General features: G+C 63.9%; 22 protein-coding genes. 12 read left to right on the top strand and 10 right to left on the bottom strand.

All coding sequences use genetic code 11. From position 1 onward, the window contains the following. Window positions 1-5 precede the first annotated feature (5 nt). From IB263_RS01990 to IB263_RS01980, 3 genes are all read left to right on the top strand, one after another. The gene (locus IB263_RS01990) at window positions 6-938 is read left to right on the top strand and encodes a DMT family transporter (protein ID WP_060519820.1); all 933 of its coding nucleotides are present in this window, start codon (window positions 6-8) and stop codon (window positions 936-938) included. A 56-nt stretch (window positions 939-994) separates the two neighbouring features. Beyond that, complete coding sequence (yihA, locus tag IB263_RS01985; RefSeq protein ID WP_060607324.1) at window positions 995-1,648, top strand: ribosome biogenesis GTP-binding protein YihA/YsxC; 654 nt, start codon at window positions 995-997, stop codon at window positions 1,646-1,648. Between the two features lie 149 nt (window positions 1,649-1,797). Continuing rightward, window positions 1,798-2,334 (top strand): DUF1269 domain-containing protein, encoded by a 537-nt coding sequence (locus IB263_RS01980; protein WP_060607212.1) that lies wholly within the window; start codon window positions 1,798-1,800, stop codon window positions 2,332-2,334. Between the two features lie 13 nt (window positions 2,335-2,347). Here the strand turns inward: IB263_RS01980 and msrB are convergent, their stop codons facing one another. From msrB to IB263_RS01960, 4 genes are all read right to left on the bottom strand, one after another. Then, window positions 2,348-2,839 (bottom strand): peptide-methionine (R)-S-oxide reductase MsrB, encoded by a 492-nt coding sequence (gene msrB, locus IB263_RS01975; protein WP_192437458.1) that lies wholly within the window; start codon window positions 2,837-2,839, stop codon window positions 2,348-2,350. A 212-nt stretch (window positions 2,840-3,051) separates the two neighbouring features. Further along, window positions 3,052-3,609 carry a fasciclin domain-containing protein gene (locus tag IB263_RS01970; protein WP_192437456.1) on the bottom strand — a complete coding sequence of 186 codons (558 nt, stop codon included), beginning with the start codon at window positions 3,607-3,609 and terminating at the stop codon, window positions 3,052-3,054. A 165-nt stretch (window positions 3,610-3,774) separates the two neighbouring features. Next, the gene (locus tag IB263_RS01965) at window positions 3,775-4,494 is read right to left on the bottom strand and encodes an anti-sigma factor domain-containing protein (protein WP_060607221.1); all 720 of its coding nucleotides are present in this window, start codon (window positions 4,492-4,494) and stop codon (window positions 3,775-3,777) included. After that, window positions 4,491-5,030, bottom strand: a complete 540-nt coding sequence (locus tag IB263_RS01960) for a sigma-70 family RNA polymerase sigma factor (RefSeq protein WP_034797319.1) — start codon at window positions 5,028-5,030, stop codon at window positions 4,491-4,493. Before IB263_RS01960 ends, IB263_RS01965 begins: the two co-directional genes overlap by 4 nt. Window positions 5,031-5,182: 152 nt before the next feature. Here IB263_RS01960 and argB point away from each other — a divergent pair, with 152 nt between their 5' ends. Then, window positions 5,183-6,070 carry an acetylglutamate kinase gene (gene argB / locus IB263_RS01955; RefSeq protein ID WP_034797321.1) on the top strand — a complete coding sequence of 296 codons (888 nt, stop codon included), beginning with the start codon at window positions 5,183-5,185 and terminating at the stop codon, window positions 6,068-6,070. Window positions 6,071-6,156: 86 nt separating this feature from the next. Here the strand turns inward: argB and IB263_RS01950 are convergent, their stop codons facing one another. The 4 genes from IB263_RS01950 to IB263_RS01935 are packed head-to-tail and all read right to left on the bottom strand — an operon-like array spanning window position 6,157 to window position 9,822. After that, window positions 6,157-6,924 carry an isocitrate lyase/phosphoenolpyruvate mutase family protein gene (locus IB263_RS01950; RefSeq protein ID WP_192437454.1) on the bottom strand — a complete coding sequence of 256 codons (768 nt, stop codon included), beginning with the start codon at window positions 6,922-6,924 and terminating at the stop codon, window positions 6,157-6,159. Beyond that, a complete protein-coding gene (locus tag IB263_RS01945) occupies window positions 6,921-8,000 on the bottom strand; it encodes a bifunctional transcriptional activator/DNA repair enzyme AdaA (RefSeq protein ID WP_192437452.1) in 1,080 nt (359 codons plus the stop codon). The genes IB263_RS01950 and IB263_RS01945 overlap by 4 nt, the downstream gene beginning before the upstream one ends. 57 nt (window positions 8,001-8,057) lie before the next feature. Then, a complete protein-coding gene (locus IB263_RS01940) occupies window positions 8,058-8,972 on the bottom strand; it encodes a DMT family transporter (RefSeq protein WP_034797329.1) in 915 nt (304 codons plus the stop codon). 58 nt (window positions 8,973-9,030) lie between these two features. Beyond that, window positions 9,031-9,822 (bottom strand): sterol desaturase family protein, encoded by a 792-nt coding sequence (locus IB263_RS01935; RefSeq protein WP_060581818.1) that lies wholly within the window; start codon window positions 9,820-9,822, stop codon window positions 9,031-9,033. Between the two features lie 155 nt (window positions 9,823-9,977). On the opposite strand from IB263_RS01935, the gene IB263_RS01930 reads away from it, so the two are divergent. Together IB263_RS01930 and IB263_RS01925 are read left to right on the top strand one after the other, a co-directional pair. Continuing rightward, entirely contained in the window at window positions 9,978-10,691 is a 714-nt protein-coding gene (locus IB263_RS01930) for a pyrimidine 5'-nucleotidase (RefSeq protein ID WP_060519808.1), read from the top strand. 165 nt (window positions 10,692-10,856) lie between these two features. Then, window positions 10,857-11,381: an EF-hand domain-containing protein gene (locus IB263_RS01925; RefSeq protein WP_060519806.1), complete on the top strand. Its 525-nt coding sequence runs from the start codon at window positions 10,857-10,859 to the stop codon at window positions 11,379-11,381. 106 nt (window positions 11,382-11,487) lie between these two features. Here the strand turns inward: IB263_RS01925 and IB263_RS01920 are convergent, their stop codons facing one another. Further along, window positions 11,488-12,387, bottom strand: a complete 900-nt coding sequence (locus IB263_RS01920; RefSeq protein WP_034797342.1) for an LOG family protein — start codon at window positions 12,385-12,387, stop codon at window positions 11,488-11,490. A 365-nt stretch (window positions 12,388-12,752) separates the two neighbouring features. Between IB263_RS01920 and dapD the strand changes: the two genes are divergently transcribed. The 3 genes from dapD to IB263_RS01905 all read left to right on the top strand — a co-directional run bounded on the left by dapD (window position 12,753) and on the right by IB263_RS01905 (window position 16,109). Continuing rightward, window positions 12,753-13,610, top strand: a complete 858-nt coding sequence (gene dapD / locus IB263_RS01915) for a 2,3,4,5-tetrahydropyridine-2,6-dicarboxylate N-succinyltransferase (protein ID WP_034797345.1) — start codon at window positions 12,753-12,755, stop codon at window positions 13,608-13,610. Window positions 13,611-13,615: 5 nt separating this feature from the next. Next, window positions 13,616-13,999 carry a DUF805 domain-containing protein gene (locus IB263_RS01910; RefSeq protein ID WP_192437450.1) on the top strand — a complete coding sequence of 128 codons (384 nt, stop codon included), beginning with the start codon at window positions 13,616-13,618 and terminating at the stop codon, window positions 13,997-13,999. A 139-nt stretch (window positions 14,000-14,138) separates the two neighbouring features. Next, the gene (locus IB263_RS01905) at window positions 14,139-16,109 is read left to right on the top strand and encodes a DEAD/DEAH box helicase (protein WP_060581816.1); all 1,971 of its coding nucleotides are present in this window, start codon (window positions 14,139-14,141) and stop codon (window positions 16,107-16,109) included. A gap of 164 nt (window positions 16,110-16,273) precedes the next feature. Here IB263_RS01905 and IB263_RS01900 read toward each other — a convergent pair whose 3' ends face one another. Beyond that, entirely contained in the window at window positions 16,274-17,185 is a 912-nt protein-coding gene (locus tag IB263_RS01900) for a LysR family transcriptional regulator (RefSeq protein WP_034797362.1), read from the bottom strand. A gap of 140 nt (window positions 17,186-17,325) precedes the next feature. Here IB263_RS01900 and IB263_RS01895 point away from each other — a divergent pair, with 140 nt between their 5' ends. The 3 genes from IB263_RS01895 to IB263_RS01885 all read left to right on the top strand — a co-directional run bounded on the left by IB263_RS01895 (window position 17,326) and on the right by IB263_RS01885 (window position 22,746). Continuing rightward, on the top strand, window positions 17,326-18,150 hold the full coding sequence (locus IB263_RS01895) for an alpha/beta hydrolase fold domain-containing protein (RefSeq protein WP_034797364.1): 825 nt from the start codon (window positions 17,326-17,328) through the stop codon (window positions 18,148-18,150). Between the two features lie 79 nt (window positions 18,151-18,229). After that, a complete protein-coding gene (locus IB263_RS01890; RefSeq protein ID WP_034797366.1) occupies window positions 18,230-19,432 on the top strand; it encodes an efflux RND transporter periplasmic adaptor subunit in 1,203 nt (400 codons plus the stop codon). A 128-nt stretch (window positions 19,433-19,560) separates the two neighbouring features. After that, window positions 19,561-22,746 carry an efflux RND transporter permease subunit gene (locus tag IB263_RS01885; protein WP_060519801.1) on the top strand — a complete coding sequence of 1,062 codons (3,186 nt, stop codon included), beginning with the start codon at window positions 19,561-19,563 and terminating at the stop codon, window positions 22,744-22,746. Window positions 22,747-22,750: the final 4 nt, after the last annotated feature.

The following is a 22,750-nucleotide window of genomic DNA, read 5'->3' as shown; positions in this document are numbered from 1 at the left end:
TTGTCATGACCGATCCGTCGGCCACCTCCGCCCCGTTCGCCGCCAGCGAGAAGCTTGGCGCCCTGCTCGTCTTCGGCTCGGCCTTCTTCTGGAGCTTTGGCGGCGCGATTGCGCGGTTCCTGCACATTTCCGACAGCTGGACGATCGTCTTCTGGCGCTGCCTGTTTGCCGGCCTGTTCCTGCTCGCCTTCATGCTGGTGCGTGACGGACCGCGCGGCACGGTGGCGCTGTTCAAGGGCATGGGCTGGCCGGGCATCGCCGTCGGGCTCTGTTTCACCATCGCCTCGACCTCCTTCATCATTGCGATCTCCTACACGACGATCGCCAATGTCGTTCTGCTCGGCGCCGGGGTGCCGCTGTTTGCGGCGCTGATGAGCTGGGTGCTGTTTCGCGAGCGGGTCTCGCGCTTCACCTGGGGCGCGATCACCGCCGTCATCTTCGGCGTCGGGATCATGGTCTCGGAAAGCCTGACGGGAACAATGTCACCGGTCGGCGATGCGCTGGCGCTGCTGATCCCCGTCGTCTTCGCGCTGGCAACCGTCATTACCCGCCGATACCCGCATGTGCGCATGACGCCGGCGACCTGCTTCGGCTGCTTTGCCGCAAGCGGCATTGCCGCCAGTCAGTCCTCGGGCCTGGCGGTGACTGGAGGCGAGCTCGCGCTGCTCTTCGTCTTCGGCGCCTTCAACCTCGGGCTTGGCATGGCGCTCTTCGTGACCGGTGCCCGGCTGGTGCCCTCGGCGCTGGCCGCGCTGCTCGGGACGGCGGAAACGGTGCTGGGGCCGCTCTGGGTCGCGATCATCCATGGCGAGGTGCCGAGCAGCCGGACGATCGTCGGCGGCACCTTCATTCTCCTGGCGCTGCTGGCCTACCTGCTCAACGAATTCCGGCGGACGCAAACCATCCCCACACGGCCGGTCCGCACGCCGACGCCTTGACATCCACGGCCAAAACCTTGAAGCCAAGGACTTTCTCGATGAAGGACCGACCGCCGATGGCCGATACCAGACCCAAAGACGACAAGCCGTTGTTCGGCCGGCCGTGGATTTTCATTCGCGGCGTCCCCGCCATGAAATTCCTGCCGCCGGAAGGACCGGCCGAGATTGCCTTTGCCGGTCGCTCGAACGTCGGCAAGTCGTCGTTGATCAACGCCCTGGTCGGCCACAAGGGTCTGGCAAGAACCTCCAACACCCCGGGCCGCACGCAGGAACTCAACTACTTCGTACCGGATGGATTTTCCGGCGAGGCCGACGACCTGCCGCCGATGGCGCTCGTCGACATGCCCGGCTACGGCTATGCCCAGGCGCCGAAGGAACAGGTCGATGCCTGGACAAAACTGGTCTTCGACTACCTGCGCGGCCGCTCGACGCTGAAGCGCGTCTATGTGCTGATCGACAGCCGCCACGGCATCAAGAAGAACGACGACGAGGTGCTCGACCTGCTCGACAAGGCAGCCGTCTCCTATCAGCTCGTGCTGACCAAGACCGACAAGATCAAGGCCGCCGGCGTGCCGCGGCTGATCGCCGAGACGCTCGAAAAGATCAAGAAGCATCCCGCCGCCTTCCCGGAAGTCCTTGCGACCTCCTCGGAGAAGGGCGAAGGGCTCGACGAGCTGCGGGCGGCAATCGGCATCGCGATCGCGCGCTAAAGGGGGCTTCAGGGCGTCCGGCATCGCGCTGCAAGCACCCGCCCATGCGAAATCGATGTCTTTGATCTCTGTCACTACCCCGACATGCAATCCGCTCTATCTCTGCGTTGCGTCCAGAACGGTGGCGCGGCCAGAGATAGGAGTGAGACATGTCCGATTTGATCGTTGTCGGGTTCGATTCCCCCGAGGAGGCTGACAGGGTTCTGGTCCGGCTCGCCGGGCTGAAGAAGGAATATCTGATCGACCTCGAGGATGCGGTGGTCGTCGTGCGCGACACCGAAGGCAAGGTCCACCTCAAGCAGAGCCTCAACCTGACCGCCGTCGGCGCCACCTCGGGCCTGCTCTCCGGCTCGCTCTGGGGCGGCCTGGTCGGCCTCCTGTTCCTCAATCCGCTGGCAGGCTTTGCAATCGGCGGTGCGCTCGGCGCGGGTGCCGGCGCCCTCTCGGGCTCGCTCAGCGACTACGGTATCGACGACGAATTCATCAAGTCGCTCGGCAACACCATCCCGAACAATTCCTCCGCTCTGTTCATCCTGGTGCGCAAGGTTCAGCCGGAAAAGGTTCTCGCCGAATTCCCCGACCTGCGCGGCCGCGTGCTGAAAACGTCGCTTTCGCCCGAACAGGAGCAGAAGCTGCAGGCAGCGCTCTCCGGCACAACACCGGCTGCACCGCCCGCCGGCGCCTAATCGTCCGGCTGGCTTATCGAGACAGCACGAAGGCGAGCGCCAGGCCATTGATGCAATGGCGCTTGCCGGTCGGTGGCGGGCCATCGTCGAAGATGTGACCGAGATGGCCGCCGCAACGGCGGCAATGGCATTCCGTACGGGTCATGAGCAGCGAATTGTCTTCCCGTGTCGCCACGGCATTGGGGAGCGATTGCCAGAAGCTCGGCCAGCCCGTGCCACTGTCATACTTCGCCTCGGACGAATAGAGCGGCAATGCACAACCGGCGCATTGGAAGGTGCCCTTGCGCTTCTCGTGGTTAAGCGCGCTTGTAAAGGGACGCTCCGTGTCCTCGTGCCGAAGGATCCGGTACTGGTCGTCGGTGAGGGCTGCCCGCCATTCGGCATCAGATTTGACGACCTCGAAGGGCTCCATTCCCGCTGCCCATGCAAGCGGCGTGAGCCCGCGCAACGCGAATGCTGCGGCCAATGCCGTGCCTGCCATCAGGAAGACGCGCCGGCTGATCATGCTAACCTCCCACTTGGCCTAAAGCGCGTCACGATCATTCGCGCGGTGCGCTGTAAGTTGTCGATTTGTCGGATGTCGCGATAGACGATACCGCCCGGACACACCCGCTGCAAAACAATGCCGTTCAAAGCATCGTGACGCGGTGAAAGGCCATCGGTCATACGACCGATGGCAAGCGCCAGGCCGCCGGCAGCGACCCGGCGCCGCCGAACTCAGCCTTTCGGCAGGAGCACCTTGTCGATCACATGGATGACGCCGTTCGACTGCTTGACGTCGGCGATCGTTACCGTCGCCGTACCGCCGGTTTCATCGGTCAGCATCAGCTTGCCGCCGTCTTCCCTGGCTTTCAGCACACAGCCGCCGACCGTTTTGACGTCATGCTCGCCGCCGTCCTTCTTGATCATCTCGGCAATCGCCGCCGACATCGCGTCGGCGGCAACGACATGGCAGGTCAGGACCTTGGCGAGCTTGTCCTTGTTCTCCGGCTTCAGAAGCGTGTCGACGGTACCGGCCGGCAGTGTGTCAAAGGCGGCATTCGTCGGCGCAAACACCGTGAACGGCCCCTTGCCCTCCAGCGTCTTCACCAGCCCGGCCGCCTTTACGTCCGCGACCAGCGTGGTGTGATCCTTGGAATTAACGGCGTTCTCGACGATGTTTTTCTCCGCATACATCGGCGCGCCGCCGACCATCGGATTTTCGGCATGGGCGACGAAGGCACTTGCTGCGAGGACGGACGCTGCTGCGACCAAGCGGATGGCAGACGTGAACATCTTCTCTTCCTTCCTGTTGAGGGAGGCGGCGCATGGGCCGCCCGCCGAAGCTGCCGTTCCCTGCGGGGGAACAAGACAAGCAACGGAAGGACGAGAGAAAGAGTTTCAGGAATTTTCAGGAAAGTTGTCGATTGATAAATAAGGGTATTTATCGAGATTACGCGCTCAGAGGTTTCGCGCCTTGCCGAGCGCGATGATCGGTCCGGTGGCCACGCCGGTCGGCGAACCGCCGAGCGGCTCGACGCTGACGGCAAGAACCGAGCCGGCGGAGATCCGCGAGCGGAAGGTCGACGGCACGGCGATTTCGCCCTCCCCGGTCTGCGGCAGGACACCGAGCGAGATTGCCGGATTGCTGCCGTTGATCAGCCAAAGTTCGAGGGATTTCTGTTCCGCCTGGCTGGCGGCCACCGGCGTTACCTGCAAGCGGCCCGATGCCCGGTCGAAGCGGGCGACGAGATCGATGGCGCTGCCTTTCCCCGAGAGTTCGGCAACAAGCGAGGCACCGGTCGACCGCGTCTCGAACAGGCCGGCCATGGAGGCGCCCATCACCAGCAGCGCGGCGAACGAGGCAAGCGCCAGTCCTCGCCAGAGCGCCAGCGAGTGCCAGAGCCCGCGGGACCGTACAGGTTCCGACCGCAACGTATCGAAAAGCTGCCGTTCGATCGCGGAGAACGTCCTGGGTGGGGGCACCACCGGATCATAGGCGTCGTCGAAGGAGGAAAGGTTGCTCTGCCAGCGGTCGACCATGGCGGCAAAGTTGCGATCGGAAGCAAGCCGGGCCTCGACCTTGCGGCGATCGTCGGCAGACAACACGCCGAGCACATACTCGCCCGCGATCACCTCGTCGCGGCGAAAGTCCCGGCCCTCTGGGGTTGGTGTCGTCATCGCTCCATACACTCTCGCAACTTCAGGAGACTGCGCCTCAACCAAGTCCGCATAGTGTTCAGCGGCACCGCGAAGACGTCAGCCAGTTCCTGGTAGCTCAGGCCCTCGACGTAGGCGCGCCGTACCGCTTCCGCGCGGTCTTCTTCAAGCTCCTCCATGCACGCGTCGATCCGCCTGCCTTCTGCTCTCACGACTGCCAACTTTTCCGGATCGGCAGCAGGATCAGCCAAATCGTAGGCTTCGTCAATCACATTGGCAGCCGGTTTGCGCGCCCGGATGAAGTCGATGGCCTGATTACGCGCTATTGCCGCCAGCCAGGAACCCGCAGCCGCCTGTCCTTGCGAAAACCGGCCGGCCCGCTGCCAAATCTTGACGTAGATTTCCTGCAGCGCTTCTTCCGCCTCGCCCCGATTGCCAAGAATACGCAGGCAGATGCCGAAGAGTTTCGGACTGGTCTGCCGATACAGTTCGGCGAAGGCGTCGCGATCGCCGAGCGAAACGCGGCCAAGCAGGCCGGCTATATCCTCATCGATCATAGAACCCGCCCCGAAGCCTCATCTCTCCAGAGATAGGGCGCAGTTCACTTTGAACCAGCCGTATCGTCATTCGGCCTTTATGTTGCTCTCCGATCATTCCATCGATCCGGAACTTGCGCTAAACAGCAGCCGGTATTTTTCGAGGGTCCGCCATGTCCGCCAATGAAAGTGAAATCCAGGCACGCCTGCTCACCCAGGCCCTGCCCTACATGCAGCGCTACGAGAACAAGACGATCGTCGTCAAATATGGCGGCCACGCCATGGGTAACAGCGAGCTCGGTCGCGCTTTTGCAAGCGACATCGCGCTTTTGAAGCAGTCGGGCGTCAACCCGATCGTCGTGCATGGCGGCGGCCCGCAGATCGGCGCCATGCTGACGAAGATGGGCATCGAATCGAAGTTCGAAGGCGGCCTGCGCGTCACCGACGAAAAGACGGTCGAGATCGTCGAGATGGTGCTCGCCGGCTCGATCAACAAGGAGATCGTCGCGCTCATCAACCAGACGGGTGAATGGGCGATCGGCCTTTGCGGCAAGGACGGCAACATGGTCTTCGCCGAAAAGGCACGCAAGACCGTCAAGGATCCGGATAGCAATATCGAGCGCGTGCTCGATCTCGGTTTCGTCGGCGAAGTGGTCGAAGTCGACCGCACGCTGATCGACCTGCTCGCCCGCTCGGAAATGATCCCGGTCATCGCGCCGGTCGCGCCCGGCCGTGACGGCCACACCTACAACATCAACGCCGACACCTTCGCCGGCGCCATCGCCGGTGCGCTGAACGCCACGCGCCTGCTGTTCCTGACGGACGTTCCCGGCGTGCTCGACAAGCAGGGCAACCTGATCAAGGAACTCTCAGTATCCCAGGCCCGCGCGCTGATCGCCGACGGCACGATTTCCGGCGGGATGATCCCGAAGGTCGAGACCTGCATCGACGCAATCAAGGCGGGCGTTCAGGGCGTCGTCATCCTCAACGGCAAGACGGCCCATTCGGTGCTGCTCGAAATCTTCACCGAGCGCGGCGCCGGCACGCTGATCGTGCCCTGATCGGACTGAACTCGTTCGCAACCAACAAGAAAGCGGGAGAAGGCCTCGGCCCTCTCCCGCTTTTCGTTTTAGCGGGCGAAATCCGATCAGCCGTTGTAAACCTCGGTCGCCGCGGCTTTCAATTCTTCCATCATCACGCGGTATGGGCCCGGGCCGTAGCTGACGCGTGACACGCCGGCGCGGGCGAGCGTCTTCAGGTCGGGTGCGGCCGGGCGCATCATGATGTTGACGGGCAGGATCGAGGCGGCGCAGACCTTGGCGATCAGCGCCTCGTCCACCAGCCACGGTACGAAGAAGCCGCTGGCGCCCGCTTCGGCATAGGCCTTGCCGCGGGCGATCGCCTCGTCGACGAGGCCGGCATGCCGGCTCTCGTCACCCTCCTGCAGGAAGAGATCGGTGCGGGCATTGATGAACAGGGGGATGCCGCGCCGGTCAGCCATCTCGCGGATGGCGCGGATGCGCTCCGCCTGCTTTTCGACCGGGTGCACGCCGCCCTTGCCGACGATCTGGTCCTCGAAGTTGATGCCGATGGCGCCGACGTCGAGGATGCGCGAGACATTGGCGGCACCGGTCGCCGCGTCGTCGGAGTAGGCGCCTTCGAAATCGATGCTGACGGGCAGGTCGGTGCTCGCCACGATCAGGCGTGCGATATCGGCAAGCCAGGCCAGAGGCACCTTCTCGCCGTCCCCGAAGCCGTGGGCGGCCGCCACCGACCAGCTTCCGGTCGCAAGCGCCTTGGCACCGGCCTCTGCCACGGCCTTGGCGCTGCCGGCGTCCCAGATGTTGTAGAGCACTACCGGGTCACCCTTCTTATGCAGGGCGGCGAAGGCGAGCGCCTTTTCCTTCTGGTTCATTGTGTTTCCTCCACCAACAGGCTGACTGGTTTCATTTTCGCCTCGTGCCGAAGCAGCCACTGTTTCCGCCAGAGCCCGCCACCGTAACCGGTCAATGAACCATCCGCGCCGATGCAACGGTGGCACGGAATGACGATGGCGATCCGGTTGGAACCGTTGGCCTTGGCGACCGCACGTGCGGACTGGATCGTAGCGACCTCGCGGGCAATGTCACCATAGGAACGTGTCCCGCCGGCGGGAATCTTCACGAGCTTCGCCCAGACGTTGCGCTCGAAGGGCGTTCCCCCGGGCGCAAGCGGAGTTTGAAATCCGCCCGCCTCGCCGGCGAAATAGCTCTTCAACTCGCCTTCGATCTGATCGATCGGCGCCGTCCGGCCGGGGACGATCGCCGAGCGCGTCGCGCGCTTCAACGCCTCCAGCTCCGTCGGCAGCGCCTTGCGTTCGTGGAACTCCAGCAAATGGAGGTGCGTCGCATCGGCAACCGCGACCATCGGCCCGATCGGCGTTTCGATCCAGTCGGACGAGAGCAGCACCCTCCCCTGGGCTGCCGCCGGCGCATCGCCGAGCAGGCGCTGGAAGGCTGCGCGAAACCCGCTCGGCGACTCGTAGCCGGCCTCGAGCTGGGCGTCGATCACCCGACCACCGTCGGCGAGCTGGCGGGCGGCGAGCCCAAGGCGACGATGGCGCGCGAGATCGAGGAAGGTGATGCCGAGCGCGCGCTTGAAGGCACGCCGGACGGTCGAGGGATCAAGCCCGCGGCGCACGATGTCGTCCTCGCTCCAACGGCGCTCCGGTGCTGCTTCCAGCGCCTGCAGAAGCTCCTGGACGAGCGGATCCTTGGCGCCGAACGTGGCAAGCGGCCGGCAGCGCTGGCAGGGACGGAAACCCGTCTCCAGGCAGGTGCCGATCGAGCCGACGAAGATCGTGTTTTCCCGCTTCGGCTTGCGGGCCGGGCAGGACAGGCGGCAGAAGACGCCTGTTGTCTTGACGCAGACGAAGGCCGAACCTTCGTATTCGCTGCTGCGAGCCATCAAGGCGTCGTAGAGCGTTTCATCGGAGGGAAGATCGAACAACATGCCGCGGTTCTAGCATGACCACGGCTCGGGAGACGCCGGTTTTCGGGCGTCTATTTTTCAGATCAGCACCAGCATGACGACACCGAGCACGATCAGCAGGCAACCCAATAGCTCCAGTCTGTTGATCCATTCGCGGAAGATGAAAAAGGACGAGGCGAAGGTGAAGAGCATTTCCACCTGGGCGACGACCTTGACGACGGCCGCCTGCTGCAGGGTCATCGCCATGAACCAGCCGAAGGAGGCAGACGCGCCGACGAAACCGACGACAAAGGCCGGCTTCCAGGCAGCCGCGATGCGCGGCAGCTCGTCGCGTTCGCGCAGCACGATCCAGATCAGCATGACCACGGTCTGCAAGAGGATGACGAAGCCGAGCGTGAAGCTTGCCTGCATCATGTAGTCGGGTGCTGGCAGGCTCGGCGCCAGAGCCAGCGACGCCGAACGGTAGGCGACGGCCGAAAGGCCGAAGAAGGTGCCGGACAGCAAGCCGATGCCGGCCGTGCGCGAGAATACCGAGGTCACCAGCGTGCGCGCACTCAGGGTCGTGCGCGCCACCGAAATCAGCATCACGCCGACGACCGAGATGGCGATTGCCACCAGCGTGCCCTCGCTCGCCTTTTCGCCGAGGAAAATCAGGCCGAAAAGCGCTGCCTGCGCCGGTTCCGTGCGCGAATAGGCGGTGCCGACGGCGAAGTTGCGGAAGGAGAAGAGATGGACGAGCAGGAAGGTTGCGGCGATCTGCGCCAGCCCCCCGATCACTGCCCAGAGGAAAAAAGTGCCGTTCGGCACCGGAAGCGGACGGCCCACCACCTGCCAGAGCACAACGAGATAGAGGAAGGCGAACGGCAGGCCGAAGCCGAAGCGCACGAAGGTCGCGCCCGTCGTGCCCATGACGCCTTTCAAGTGTTTCTGCATTGCGGAGCGGACGTTCTGAAGGAAGGCCGCGGCGATGGTGATGAGGACCCAGGTTTCCATCGTTTCGAGCTAGCATGCAGGCCGGCTCGTTGCCAAGGACCACCTAACGGACCGGTTGCTAGTCCGCCCTTTCCCGCGCCTCTGCGAGCTCCGTGCCCTCGCTGATCGTGATCCGGGGCGCCTCGTCCTCGAAGGTCTTTACCCGCTGATCGTAGTTCGGCGCGAGCGTTCCGAGCACACGGTCCCAGAAGGAGAAATAGTTGGCGTAATTGTATCTGAAGCCCGAATGGTGCTGATCATGAAACGTCGTGCACAGCAGCGGAGACGGGTAGCGCGCGGTGGAGGCGGCAAAATACTCGAAGCCGCAATGGCCGATCATGCCGTTGAAATGTTCGAACAGCCGATGGGCGATGAGCACCAGCGGCGGAAACGGCACGACGAAAACGACGACGGCCGAAAAGCTCTGAAGCAGGAAGTTGTCGAAGACGTCCTCGGAATAGGTGCTCCAGATCGTCGGCGCCACGCTTTTATGATGCAGGGCATGCAGCGGATAGAGCCACTTGGTGTGCAGCAGCCGGTGCATGAAATAGAACCAGGCATCGTAGAGGATCATGCTGAGCACGAAGAGCGGCAGGGCGTTCCACCAGGTAAGCGTCCAGGGCGCCGGCGCCCAGCCCTTCTGCTGGGCGTAGAGTCCGATCGTCAGCGGCAGGCAGGCGCTGAACATCGATTTGAGGCTCTGGCGGATCTCGGCGCTGCGGCGCTTGTCGGAACCGCGTCCCTTCTGGATCTTTCGCTCGGGATTGCGCTCGTTGAGCCATGTGATGCCATAGCCAAGCGCGAAATAGGTAACGACGGTGAACGTGTAAAATCCGAACAGAAAGAGCAGATAGAATACTTCGTTCGACATTGGCATCCGCATCCCCGAGCCAAAAACCGCGCGAGCCGGAAGATGCCACGCACAACCGCCAATTCAAAGCGCTAATCTATGCGACAGCATTACGCCCGGCCCCGCATCGCCATTTTCCCGTTTGCCGCCACGGTCGGTCGTGTCATAAGGCGGTCATGAAAAAGCTCGCCCGCCTGCCGACCCGCTCCGAGTTCGCCCATGTCACCGACTGGGTCTTCGACCTCGACAACACGCTCTATCCCCACCACGTCAACCTGTTTGCGCAGATCGACCGCAACATGACGGCCTATGTGGCGAAGCTTTTGTCGCTCGATCCGGCCGACGCCAAGAAGCTGCAGAAGGACTATTACCGCGACCATGGCACGACGCTCAAAGGCCTGATGGTCCATCACGGCATCGACCCGAACGAGTTCCTCGAGCAGGCCCATGCGATCGACTATTCGATCGTTCCGGCCGACCCGGCGCTCGGCGAAGCGATCAAGTCGCTTCCCGGCCGCAAGTTCATCTTCACCAATGGCAGCGTTGCCCATGCGCAGATGACGGCCCGGGCGCTCGGGATCCTCGACCATTTCGACGACATCTTCGATATCGTCGCCGCCGACTTCGTGCCGAAGCCCGCGGGCGAGACCTATGACAAGTTCATGAGCCTGCACCGGGTCGATACCCGCAATGCCGTGATGTTCGAGGACCTGCCGCGCAATCTCCTCGTGCCGAAGGCGCTGGGCATGAAGACGGTGCTGCTGGTGCCGCAGAACCTCGAATACACCTTTGCGGAATCGTGGGAAAAGTCGAACGACACCGACGAGCAGATCGACTACGTGACGGAAGACCTCACCGGCTTCCTGCGGAGCCTCCTCACAGATCTCTAGAGTGGCGCTGGCGGACGCCGCAAAGACGGCGTCCCGCCCGCTGCGACACAATTCTGCCGCCGAAAAACCCCTTTTCGGCCAATGACTTAAATTACCAAAGTTTAACTGGCGTCGGCTGCACCCGCGTCTATCCTTGCGATCAGAAACAACCGATCGAAAGGACGCATGATGCCGAACAAGACCCTGATCCTCGGCGTGGCTGCACTCTCCGTCGCCGTCACCGGAATGGCCTCCCCCTCCTTTGCTGCCCGCGAAAAGATGACGCCCGAGCAGCGCGGCCAGCGCATGATAGAGCGCCTCGACACCAACAAGGACCAGAAGGTTTCGCTCACCGAGTTCCAGGCGCGGATCTCCGACAACTTCAAAACCTTCGATACCAATGGCGACGGGCAGATCAGCGCCGAAGAAATGAAGGTCAAGCGCGAGGCCTTCCGTGAGGCGCGCAAGACCTGGAAGGAAGCCAAGGCCAAGACCGGCACGGAGCGCGAGACCGCCCTTGCCAAGCTGAGGGAAGCCCGCCCGGCCATGCTGCCTGGGCTGCGCCCGAAGGCCTTCAAGCGTGTCGATGCCGACGGCAACGGTTCCTTGAGCGCCAGCGAAGTTTCAAGCGCCGCGGAAGCCATGTTCAAGCGGCGCGACAAGAATGGCGACGGCGTCATAGACGCGGCCGACTTCACCAAAAAGATCTGACGGGAGCTCTTCTCTCTCCCCACCGCCCGGTGGAAAGGCTCCTGCCTAGCCCATAGCCCCTTGCTCCCCCAGCGAGGGGCTATGCGCTTTTTTTGGACCGCTGCGATCAGCGGCGGCCGTTTGCCATCGGAACGGACTTCGGGTCGACCGTTTCATAGAAGCGGGAAATGATATCCCAGGCTTCATCGGCCGTTTCGACGAACTGGACCAGATCGACGTCGTTCGGCGCGATCGTGCCGAATTCGGCAAGCGCCTCGAAATTGACGATCGAGCGCCAGAATTTTTCCCCGAAGAGAATGAGCGGAACCAGCGCAAGACGCCCGGTCTGCATCAGCGTCATCGTCTCGAAGAGCTCGTCCAGCGTACCGAAGCCGCCCGGGAAAACGGTGACGGCCTTGGCGCGCAACAGGAAGTGCATCTTGCGGATGGCGAAATAGTGGAAGTTGAACGACAGTTCGGGCGTCACGTAGCGATTGGGCGCCTGCTCGTGCGGCAGCACGATGTTGAGGCCGATCGACGGCGCGCCGACATCATCGGCGCCGCGATTGCCGGCTTCCATCACGCCCGGCCCACCGCCGGTGACGACGACATATTCCTTGTAGTGCAGCTTGGCCGAATGCTCGGAGCAGAGCCGCGCGAACTTGCGTGCTTCCTCGTAATAGACCGAGGCGGCTTCGAGGTTCTTGCGCTGCGTCTCGTTCTTCGCCGCCCAGGCGTCGCCGCCGGGCTCAGGAATGCGAGCGCCGCCGAACATGACGACGGTGGAGTTGATGCCGCGCTCTTCCAGCATCATTTCGGTCTTCAGGAGTTCGAGCTGCAGCCGGATCGGGCGCAGTTCCTCGCGGCAGAGAAAATCGTCGTCGATATAGGCGAGGCGATAGGAAGGCGAAGCCGATTGCGGCGTGACCGGAACGGTCTGTGCGCGTTGCCGGCTCTGCGAGCTGTCGGCCAGCGGATCCCAGACCCCATCTTTGCGGCGCAGAGCGCGCTTCTTCATGCGTGCCATATTCTCGTCTTTCCCGTCGCGTTCCGGACAATCGGCATCTCGTCCAGACGCGTCCTATCCTCAATCCTCGGTCATGAAGGTCGCAAGCGCATCAGCGCGCTGCGGCGGCCTTTGCGTATCCCGAACGGGTACGCGGCGCTGTAGTGCCGTGTTCGCCTCAGTTTGCCAAGCCCCGGCCACTCCAGGGACCTGAAAAGCCCTTCAACTTTTCAGGATCACGTCGTGCAGCCACCGCCGCTCAGGACGTGTCAAGGTCGCTGCAGCAGCTAGATCTGCTGCATAATTTTGTCCTTAAATCGATTCCGATTTTCGGATTTATGCAGTAGAGCTTTCGCAGGATAACCGCCGAACTTTAAGGAATTCCGATGACGAACCACGACCTCGCCTCCCTGTCGCAGACGATCGAAGCCGCCTTTGAAGACCGCGACTCCGTCAACACCGGAACGCGCGGCGCGGTGCGCGATGCCGTCGAGACGGCGCTGAACCTGCTCGACAGCGGCAAGGTCCGCGTCGCACAGCGCGGCGAAGACGGTAACTGGACGGTCAATCAGTGGCTGAAGAAGGCCGTACTGCTCTCCTTCCGCCTCAACCCGATGGAAATCGTCAAGGGTGGCCCGGGCCAGTCGGTCTGGTGGGACAAGGTGCCCTCGAAGTTCGACGGCTGGAGCGTCAACGAGTTCGAGAAGGCCGGCTTCCGCGCCGTTCCGAACTGCGTCGTGCGCCGTTCGGCCTACATCGCCCCCAACGCCATCCTGATGCCCTCCTTCGTCAATCTCGGCGCCTATGTCGGCGAAGGCACGATGGTCGATACCTGGGCAACGGTCGGCTCCTGCGCCCAGATCGGCAAGAACGTGCACCTTTCGGGCGGCGTCGGCATCGGCGGCGTGCTGGAGCCGATGCAGGCCGGCCCGACGATCATTGAAGACAACTGCTTCATCGGCGCCCGCTCGGAAGTCGTCGAAGGCTGCATCGTGCGCGAAGGCTCGGTCCTCGGCATGGGCGTCTTCATCGGCAAGTCGACCAAGATCGTCGACCGCGCCACCGGCGAAGTGACCTATGGCGAAGTGCCGCCCTACTCGGTCGTCGTCGCAGGTTCGATGCCCTCGGGCTCGACCATGGGCAACGGCCAGCCGGCGCCGAACCTCTATTGCGCCGTCATCGTCAAGCGCGTCGACGAAAAGACCCGCTCGAAGACCGGCATCAACGAACTGCTTCGGGACTGATCGCGATGACACCGGAGGGGCCGCAGCCGAGCATGACCTGGCTGTTCTTCAGCCCCTCCGGTCGCATCGGCCGCCTGCCCTTCTTTCTCTCCTGGCTGTTCTGGTTCCTGATCGGCGGTTTCATGGTCGCCCGGATGGTTGCCAACGAGGGCAATGAGACGGTGCTGGCGCTCTGGACGCTGGCATTCGTCGTCTCGAGCCTCGTCTCGCTGCCCTCCATCGCCATGCTGGCGATCAAGCGCCTGCACGATATCGGCTATCCCGGCCTGCTTTCCCTCACTCTGTTTATCCCGGTCTTGAGCCCGGTCGTCTTCATCGCCCTTTGCCTCTGGCCGGGCGATCAGGGGCCCAACGAGTTCGGCGCGCGCAGCGACGAACCCGGCCCTTGAACCCTTCGCCCCTGTACAAGAACCGCGTGAGCGCGTATGTAGCGCGCCATGACAGGCCCGCGACGTGTTGGCCGCGGCAATTGGCGCCGAGACGATCCATTCGTCCTGGGCTCTACGACCGATATCCGAAAGACAAGATATGACTGAATTCGAAGGGATCGCGCCTGCGATCGCCGAGGCGTTGGCAAAACGCGGTTACAACGAATTGACGCCGGTTCAACAGGCGATGCGCGATCCGGAACTCGCCGGGCGCGACGCCCTGGTTTCGGCGCAGACCGGTTCCGGCAAGACGGTCGCCTTCGGCCTGGCGCTGGCGCCGACGCTGCTTGGCGACGAACGCCGCTTCGGGCCTGCCGGTGCCCCCCTGGCGCTCGCCATCGCACCGACGCGCGAACTGGCGCTTCAGGTCAAGCGCGAGCTTGAGTGGCTCTACGGTGAGACCGGCGCGACGATCGCCTCGTGTGTCGGCGGCATGGACATGCGCACCGAGAAGCGCACGCTGGAACGCGGCGCCCACATCGTCGTCGGCACGCCCGGTCGCCTTTGCGACCACATTCGCCGCAACTCGCTCGACATTTCTTCGCTGCGCGCCATCGTTCTCGACGAAGCCGACGAAATGCTCGACCTCGGCTTCCGCGAAGACCTCGAATTCATTCTCGAAGAGTCCCCGGACGATCGCCGCACCCTGATGTTCTCGGCGACCGTGCCGAAGTCGATCGCAACGCTTGCCAAGAACTACCAGCGCGACGCCGTACGCATCAGCACCGCTTCCGAACAGAAGCAGCATGTCGACATCGAATACCGCGCGCTCACCGTTGCGCCGAACGATCGCGAAAACGCGATCATCAACGTGCTGCGCTTTTACGAAGCGCGCAACGCCATCGTGTTCTGCTCGACCCGCGCCGCGGTCAACCATCTGACCGCCCGCTTCAATAACCGCGGCTTCTCGGTGGTGGCGCTTTCGGGCGAGCTCAGCCAGAACGAACGCACCCACGCCCTTCAGGCCATGCGCGACGGCCGCGCCCGCGTCTGCATTGCGACCGACGTTGCCGCCCGCGGCATCGACCTACCGGGCCTGGAACTGGTCATTCACGCCGATCTGCCAACCAACTCCGAGACGCTGCTTCACCGCAGCGGCCGCACCGGACGCGCCGGTCAGAAGGGCGTCAGCGCCCTTATCGTGCCGGTCAACCAGCGCCGCAAGGCTGAGCGCCTGCTCGACGGCGGCCGGATTACCGCGACCTGGGCACGCCCGCCGTCGGCCGACGAGGTCAGCCAACGTGACGACGAGCGCCTGCTTGCCGATACGAGCTTTGCCGAGCCGATCCGCGAGGACGAACAGGCGATCGTGGCAGCACTTATCGAGCGCCACGGTGCCGAGCAGATGGCCGCCGCCTTCGTACGCCAGTTCCGTTCCGGACGGTCCGCTCCGGAAGACCTGATCGAAGTCGCTGTCGGCGCCAAGCCGCGCCGCGACGAACGCGCACCGCGCGATGATCGTGCACCGCGCGAGGACTTCGGCGCCGAGCGCGCCGACTTCAGCGACGGCAGCTGGTTCTCGCTGTCCGTCGGCCGCAAGCAGAGTGCGGAGCCGCGTTGGCTTATCCCGATGCTCTGCCGTCACGGCAAGCTGACCAAGCGCGACATCGGCGCGATCCGCATGCAGCAGGAAGAGACCTTCGTCGAGATGACCGCCGAAGGCGCCGAACGCTTCCTGTCGGCGATCGGCAAAGACAAGATGCTGGAGAAGGGCATCCGCGTGAAGCCGCTCGCCGGTGCGCCGGATCTGTCGCAGCAGCGCCAGGAAAAACCGAGTTTCTCGAGGGACAAGCCGAACTTCTCCAAGGATAAGCCGGGCTTTGCCAAGAAGCGCCCCTATTCCGACGACGCCGCTCGCAATGACGACCGCGGCGACTTCAAGCCGAAGCGCAAGTTCGAAAAGAAGGCCGCCTATAGCGATGGGCCCGCCCATACCGAGGACAGGCCGCCGGCGAAGGGCGCCGAAAAGCCCTGGGGCAACAAGAAGAAGGGCAAGACGGACGCTGGCAAGGACGGCGGCTTCAAGCCCAAAACCAAGCCGAAGGGCAACGCCAAGAACCGCCAGGGCTGAGCCCGGCGACGGCAACCCAAAAGCCAATCAACAAGGCGCTGCGATCCGATCGCGGCGCCTTTTTTTGTTATTCCGAGGACCGGGGAGCGAGCGGTCCCGGCACTCCGCCCGGACGCTCAGCGCAACGTGGATCATGCATGGCACCGAGCCAGCGCGCGTGACGGTCAGGCAGCGTCGAGCTGCGACTGGGCGACAATCTTGACCACCCAGTCGGCAAAGACGCGCAGCCGGCTGCTCAGGTGCCGGTTCGGCGGATAGACGAGATAGATCGGCATGGGCTCGACTTCCCAATCCTCCAGCACCGGCCGCATGGCGCCGGTCTCGAGGTCCTCGCGCACCATGAAACGCGGCGCCTGAATGACGCCGAGGCCGGCTCGCGCCGCCGCGAGATAGGTGGTGGCTTCATTCGCCGCCACGGCATAGCGGCCGTTTACCTCGATCTCCTCGTTGCCGCGCTTGAAGTAGAACGGCAACTGCTGCCCGGTCTGCGGCCGGAAGTAGCCGACGACGTAGCAGTTCTTCGAGAGATCCGACGGATGCTGCGGGATCGCGTGGCGCGAGAGGTAATCGGGCGCTGCGCAGGCGACGAAGCTCATCTCGGTGATGCGGCGCGCGATCAGGGACTGGTCGGTGAGCGCACCGACGCGAATGGCGCAATCGACATTCTCGGCCACGTAGTCCACCGTCCTGTCCGAGACCCCGAGGTCTATCTGGATGTCGGGATAACGCTTGTGAAACTCCGGTAGCGCGGGGATCACGATCAGGTTGGCAATCGCGCTTGCCATCTCCACCCTGAGCCGTCCCTTCGGCAAGGTCTGGGCGCTCGAAAGACTGCCGTCGAGTTCGTCGAGGTCGGTCAAAAGGCGGGCAGCGCGTTCGTAATAGAGCGCGCCATCGGGCGTTACCAGCACCCGGCGGGTGGTGCGGTTCAGAAGTTTTGTGCGCAGGTGCGCCTCCAATCCCTGGATGAGATTGGTCAATGTCGCCTTGGGCATATTCAGCGAAGCGGAAGCGCGGGTGAAATTTCCGGTTTCGACGACCCGGAGAAAGGCGCGCATGGCCGTGAGCTGGTCCATTTTCAAGAGCCGTAATTGTTCGAGAATACGAATAGTGTAATCAGATTGAAAAGACTATTCCAGACAGAAGACAATGCTATTCTCCTATCGTGGCGTGTTGTCGCCACATGTGGGTTTGGCTCGGGCCGAAGGCAAGAGAGATGGGCGAACAGTTCAAAGTGGAGACGATGCAGACGGGCCAAGGCTCGTGCACCGCACGCGTCTACCGCGGCGAGACCCTGCTCAATCCGCCGCCGATCGTACTGCACCTGCATGGCGGCTCCTTCGTCGGCGGAACGATCGCTGCCGGCGAGCGCGTTGCCGAGGCACTCGCGGCAGCCGGAGCGGTGGTGATATCTCCGGAATATTCCGCGGCCTGCCTCAATCCCTTTCCTGCGGCCCTCGATGTCGCCTATGCCATGCTGTCGTCGATGCGCGCGCGCTGCCCGCAGTTCGCACACAAGAAGTCGTCGCTGTTCGTGGCCGGCGAAGAGGCTGGCGGCAATGTCGCCGCCGGGGCCGCGCTGATGGCGCGAGACCAGTATCTGACCGATCTCAAGGGCCAGATCCTGCTGTCGCCGATGCTGGATCCGTGCCTGGCAACGGCATCGTTCCGTCAATACTGTCCCCAGTCCTCGGCGCAATCGATCGCCGACGGCTGGCAGCGCTATCTCGGCCAGAACGGTGGCTTCACCCACCCTTACGCCGCGCCGGCCCACTGTACGCGGCTCGCCGGCCTCGTGCCTTCGCTGATCGTGACCAGCGAAGAGTGTCCGATGCGCGACGAGGCTGAAGCCTATGCCGAGCGCCTGCGCAAGGCGGGCGTGGCGGTCGAATCCCACGTGCTGCCCGGACGCGCCGGATGGTTGCCGCAGAACGCAGGCACCGGCGAAAGCTGGTCGGCACAGCAGAAGGAAATTACCGGCATCTTCGCCCGCTTCTTCCAGAAGGCGGGGGCAAAGCCGGCGGAAATGACGGTGCGTTAGGCGGGGCCGCTCAGAGGCTCATTCCCCGATCTGGCATCGAACGCAAAGCGCCGGCTCCCAACCGGCAAGGAGAGAAAAGATGACATCGACAGTGACCCGCCGGGCCCTCTGGGGCGCCGGCCTGAGTATCCTTTTGTCTGTCGGCGGCGGCGCCGCCGTCATGTTCGGCCTGCCGCAGCATTTCGAGGCCGATGCCGCGACCGATGCGTCCGCCGCTCCTCCGCCGGCCGTGCCGGTCTCGGTGGCGCGGGCGCAGTCCAAGCGCATCACCACCTGGGAGGAATTCTCCGGACGCCTTGAAGCGATCGAGCGTGTCGAGGTGCGCCCGCGCGTCGGCGGCGCCATCCTGAAAGCCCACTTCCGCGAAGGTGCGCTGGTCAAGCAAGGTGACCTCCTGGTGACGATCGATCCCGAGCCCTATGCCGCAGCCGTCGAGCGGGCAAAGGCCCAGGTCGAGGCTGCCGAAGCGCGTGTTTCGCTCGCCAAGATCGAGCTCGAGCGCGGCCGCAAGCTGGTGACTACCAGCGCCGTGCCGCAGAGCAGCGTCGACCAGCGCGCCAGCGCCTATGACGAAGCTCAGGCGGAGGTGCGCTCGGCCAAGGCGGCGCTGCGCACGGCCGAACTCGATCTGCAATACACCGAGGTCCGTGCGCCGATCTCCGGCCGCGTCGGCCGGCTCGACGTCACCGCCGGCAACCTCGTTGCTGCCGGTTCCGCCTCGCCTGTGCTGACAACGCTCGTCTCGGTCGATCCAATCTATGCGAGCTTCAACGCCAGCGAAGAAGTGGTCACCACCGCTCTCGCCCGGCTCGCAGCATCGGCCGGCGGCAACGCGATCGAGCGCCTGCCGGTCCAGGTCGGCACCGCCGCCGACGAGGGCACGCCGATCTTGGGCCATATCCAGCTCATCAACAACGAGGTGGATGCGGCAACCGGCACGATCCGGGTACGCGCGGCGCTTGAAAACGCCGACGGCAGGCTGATCCCCGGACAGTTCGTCCGCATCCGCATCGGCGAGCCGGACCCCGAGGAAAAGCTTGTGATCAGCGACCGCGCCATCGGCTCCGACCAGGACAAGAAATTCGTCTTCGTCGTCGGCACCGACAACAAGGTCGAGTATCGCCAGGTGAAGCTGGGGCCGAATTCCGACGGTCTGCGCATCGTCGAAAGCGGCCTGAAGTCCGGCGAGAACATCGTCGTCAACGGCCTGCAGCGGGTTCGCCCCGGCGTCGTCGTGGCGCCGCAGCAGGTCGAGGAAACGACCGCCTCTATCGCCAAGTAATCCCGGCGCCTCTTCGCCCGGTGTGAAGAGGCTCCAGCCAAGGCATCACTCTGCAGACATGGCCGCGCGGCGCGTTTTTTCGCCGCGCCCGCCGGAGGTCTGCCCGAACGCATCCCAAGGGGGATACCATGAACTTCTCACGCTTCTTCGTCGACCGCCCGGTCTTCGCGGGCGTATTATCGGTCCTGATCTTCGTGGCCGGCCTGATCGGCATGACCGGTCTGCCGATCTCCGAATATCCCGAAGTCGTCCCGCCGCAGATCGTCGTGCGCGCGCAATATCCGGGCGCAAACCCGGCCGTCATCGCCGAAACGGTGGCGACACCGCTTGAAGAACAGATCAACGGCGTCGAAGACATGCTCTACATGCAGAGCCAGGCGACCGCCGATGGCCTCATGACGCTGACCGTCACCTTCGCGCTCGGCACCGATCCGGACCAGGCGCAGCAGCTCGTGCAAAACCGCGTCTCGCAGGCCGAGCCGCGGCTGCCCGAGGAGGTGCGCCGCCTCGGCGTCACCACCGTCAAGAGCTCGCCCGACCTGACCATGGTCGTGCACCTGCTTTCGCCCAACGGCCAGTACGACATCAACTATCTGCGCAACTACGGTGTGCTCAACGTCAAGGACCGGCTGGCCCGCATCGAAGGTGTCGGCCAGGTGCAGATCTTCGGCGGCGGCGACTATTCGATGCGCATCTGGATCGACCCGCAGAAGGCAGCCGAGCGCGGCCTTGCCGCAGGCGATATCGCCAACGCGGTGCGCGGCCAGAACGTCCAGGCGGCGGCAGGCGTCATCGGCGCCTCGCCTTCCGTCCCGGGTCTCGATCTGCAGCTTTCGGTCAACGCGCAGGGCCGTCTGCAGACGCCTGAGGATTTCGAGAACATCGTCGTCAAATCCGGCGCCCAGGGCGAAGTGACTCGGTTGGGCGATGTCGCCCGCGTCGAAATGGGCGCGTCCGAGTACTCGTTGCGCTCGTTGCTAGACAACAAGCCGGCCGTCGGCATGGCGGTCTTCCAGGCACCTGGATCGAACGCGATCCAGATTTCGGACGACGTCCGCAAGGCCATGGCCGAGATGAAGCTCACCATGCCTGAAGGCGTCGACTACGGCATCGTCTACGACACGACACAGTTCGTGCGCGCCTCGATCGAATCCGTGGTCGACACGCTGCTCGAGGCGATCGCGCTGGTCGTGCTCGTCGTCATCATCTTCCTGCAGACCTGGCGCGCCTCGATCATCCCGCTCGTCGCCGTTCCGGTCTCGATCGTCGGCACCTTCGCCGTCATGTATGTCTTCGGCTTCTCGATCAACGCGCTCAGCCTCTTCGGCCTCGTGCTTGCGATCGGCATCGTCGTCGACGACGCGATCGTCGTGGTGGAAAACGTCGAACGCAACATCGAGCAGGGACTGTCGCCGGTCCAGGCGACCTACCGCGCCATGCAGGAAGTCTCGGGTCCGATCATCGCGATCGCGCTGGTGCTCGTCGCGGTGTTCGTGCCGCTCGCCTTCATCACCGGCCTCACCGGCCAGTTCTATCGCCAGTTCGCGTTGACGATCGCCATCTCGACCGTGATCTCGGCGCTCAACTCGCTGACGCTCTCCCCGGCGCTGGCTGCCCTTCTCTTGAAGGACCACCACGCGCCGAAGGACTGGTTGACGCGGGTGATGGACAGGCTTTTCGGCTGGTTCTTCCGCGGCTTCAACCGCTTCTTCGGGGCAAGCTCGGAAGCCTATGGCCGCGGCGTGGGTCGCATCCTGACGCGCAAGTCGCTGATCATGGTGGTCTATGTCGTGCTTCTCGGCGTCACCTTCACGCTGTTTCGCGCGGTCCCCGGCGGCTTCGTACCGGCGCAGGACAAGCAGTACCTGATCGGCTTTGCCCAGCTTCCGGACGCAGCCACGCTCGACCGCTCGGAAGATGTGATCAAGCGGATGAGCGAAATTGCGCTCAAGCACCCGGGCGTCGAAAACGCCATCGCCTTCCCGGGCCTGTCGATCAACGGCTTCACCAACTCGTCGAACTCCGGCATCGTCTTCGTCGCGCTCAAGCCCTTCGAGGAACGCAAGACGCCTGAACTGTCCGGCGGCGCGATCGCCATGCAGCTCAACCAGGAATTCGGCGTCATCCAGGATGCTTTCATCGCCATGTTCCCGCCGCCGCCCGTCCAGGGTCTCGGAACGACCGGCGGCTTCAAGCTGCAGCTCGAGGACAAGAACGGCCTCGGTTACCAGGCGCTCGACGAGGCGACCAAGGCCTTCCTCGCCAAGGCCTACCAGGCACCGGAGCTGGCCGGTCTCTATTCGAGCTACCAGATCAACGTGCCGCAGCTCTATGCCGACCTTGACCGCGTGAAGGCACGCCAGCTCGGCGTGGCCGTCACCGACGTCTTCGAGACGCTGCAGATCTACCTCGGCTCGCTCTACGTCAACGACTTCAACGCCTTCGGCCGCACATACAGCGTGCGCGTCCAGGCGGATGCGAACTACCGCAGCCATGCCGACGACATCGGCAAGCTGAAGGTGCGTTCGCAATCCGGCGAGATGATCCCGCTGTCGGCGCTTCTCAAGGTCGAGCAAACGGTCGGCGCCGAACGGGCGATCCGCTACAACGGCTTCCTGTCGGCCGACATCAACGGCGGCCCGGCACCGGGTTTCTCGTCCGGCCAGGCGCAGGAAGCCATCGAACGCATCGCCGCTGAAACCCTGCCTCCGGGCATCGGCTACGAATGGACGGACCTGACCTACCAGCAGATCCTGGCTGGCAACTCCGGCATCCTGGTCTTCCCGCTGGCGCTGTTGCTCGTCTACCTCGTGCTTGCGGCCCAGTATGAGAGCCTGACGCTGCCGATCGCCATCATCCTGATCGTGCCGATGGGCATCATGGCGGCACTCGTCGGTGTCTGGCTGACCGGAGGCGACAACAACGTCTTCACCCAGATCGGTCTGATCGTCTTGGTCGGGCTATCGGCGAAGAACGCCATCCTCATCGTCGAGTTCGCCCGCGAACTGGAACTGTCGGGCAGCACGCCGGTCAAGGCGGCGATCGAAGCGAGCCGGCTGCGTCTGCGCCCGATCCTGATGACCTCGATGGCCTTCATCATGGGCGTGGTGCCGCTTGTCATGTCGACCGGCGCCGGCGCGGAAATGCGCTCGGCCATGGGTATCGCGGTCTTTGCCGGCATGATCGGCGTCACCGCCTTCGGCATCTTCATGACGCCGGTGTTCTACGTGCTGATCCGCAAACTCGCTGGCGAGCGGCCTCTGAAGCACGCGGGAGCCCATATCGAGGCGCCGCATCTCGCACCCGGAGAATAAGCCC

This window comes from Ensifer sp. ENS03, assembly GCF_014852035.1.
Lineage (GTDB): Bacteria > Pseudomonadota > Alphaproteobacteria > Rhizobiales > Rhizobiaceae > Ensifer > Ensifer adhaerens.
This window is presented reverse-complemented; position numbering and strand designations above follow the sequence as displayed.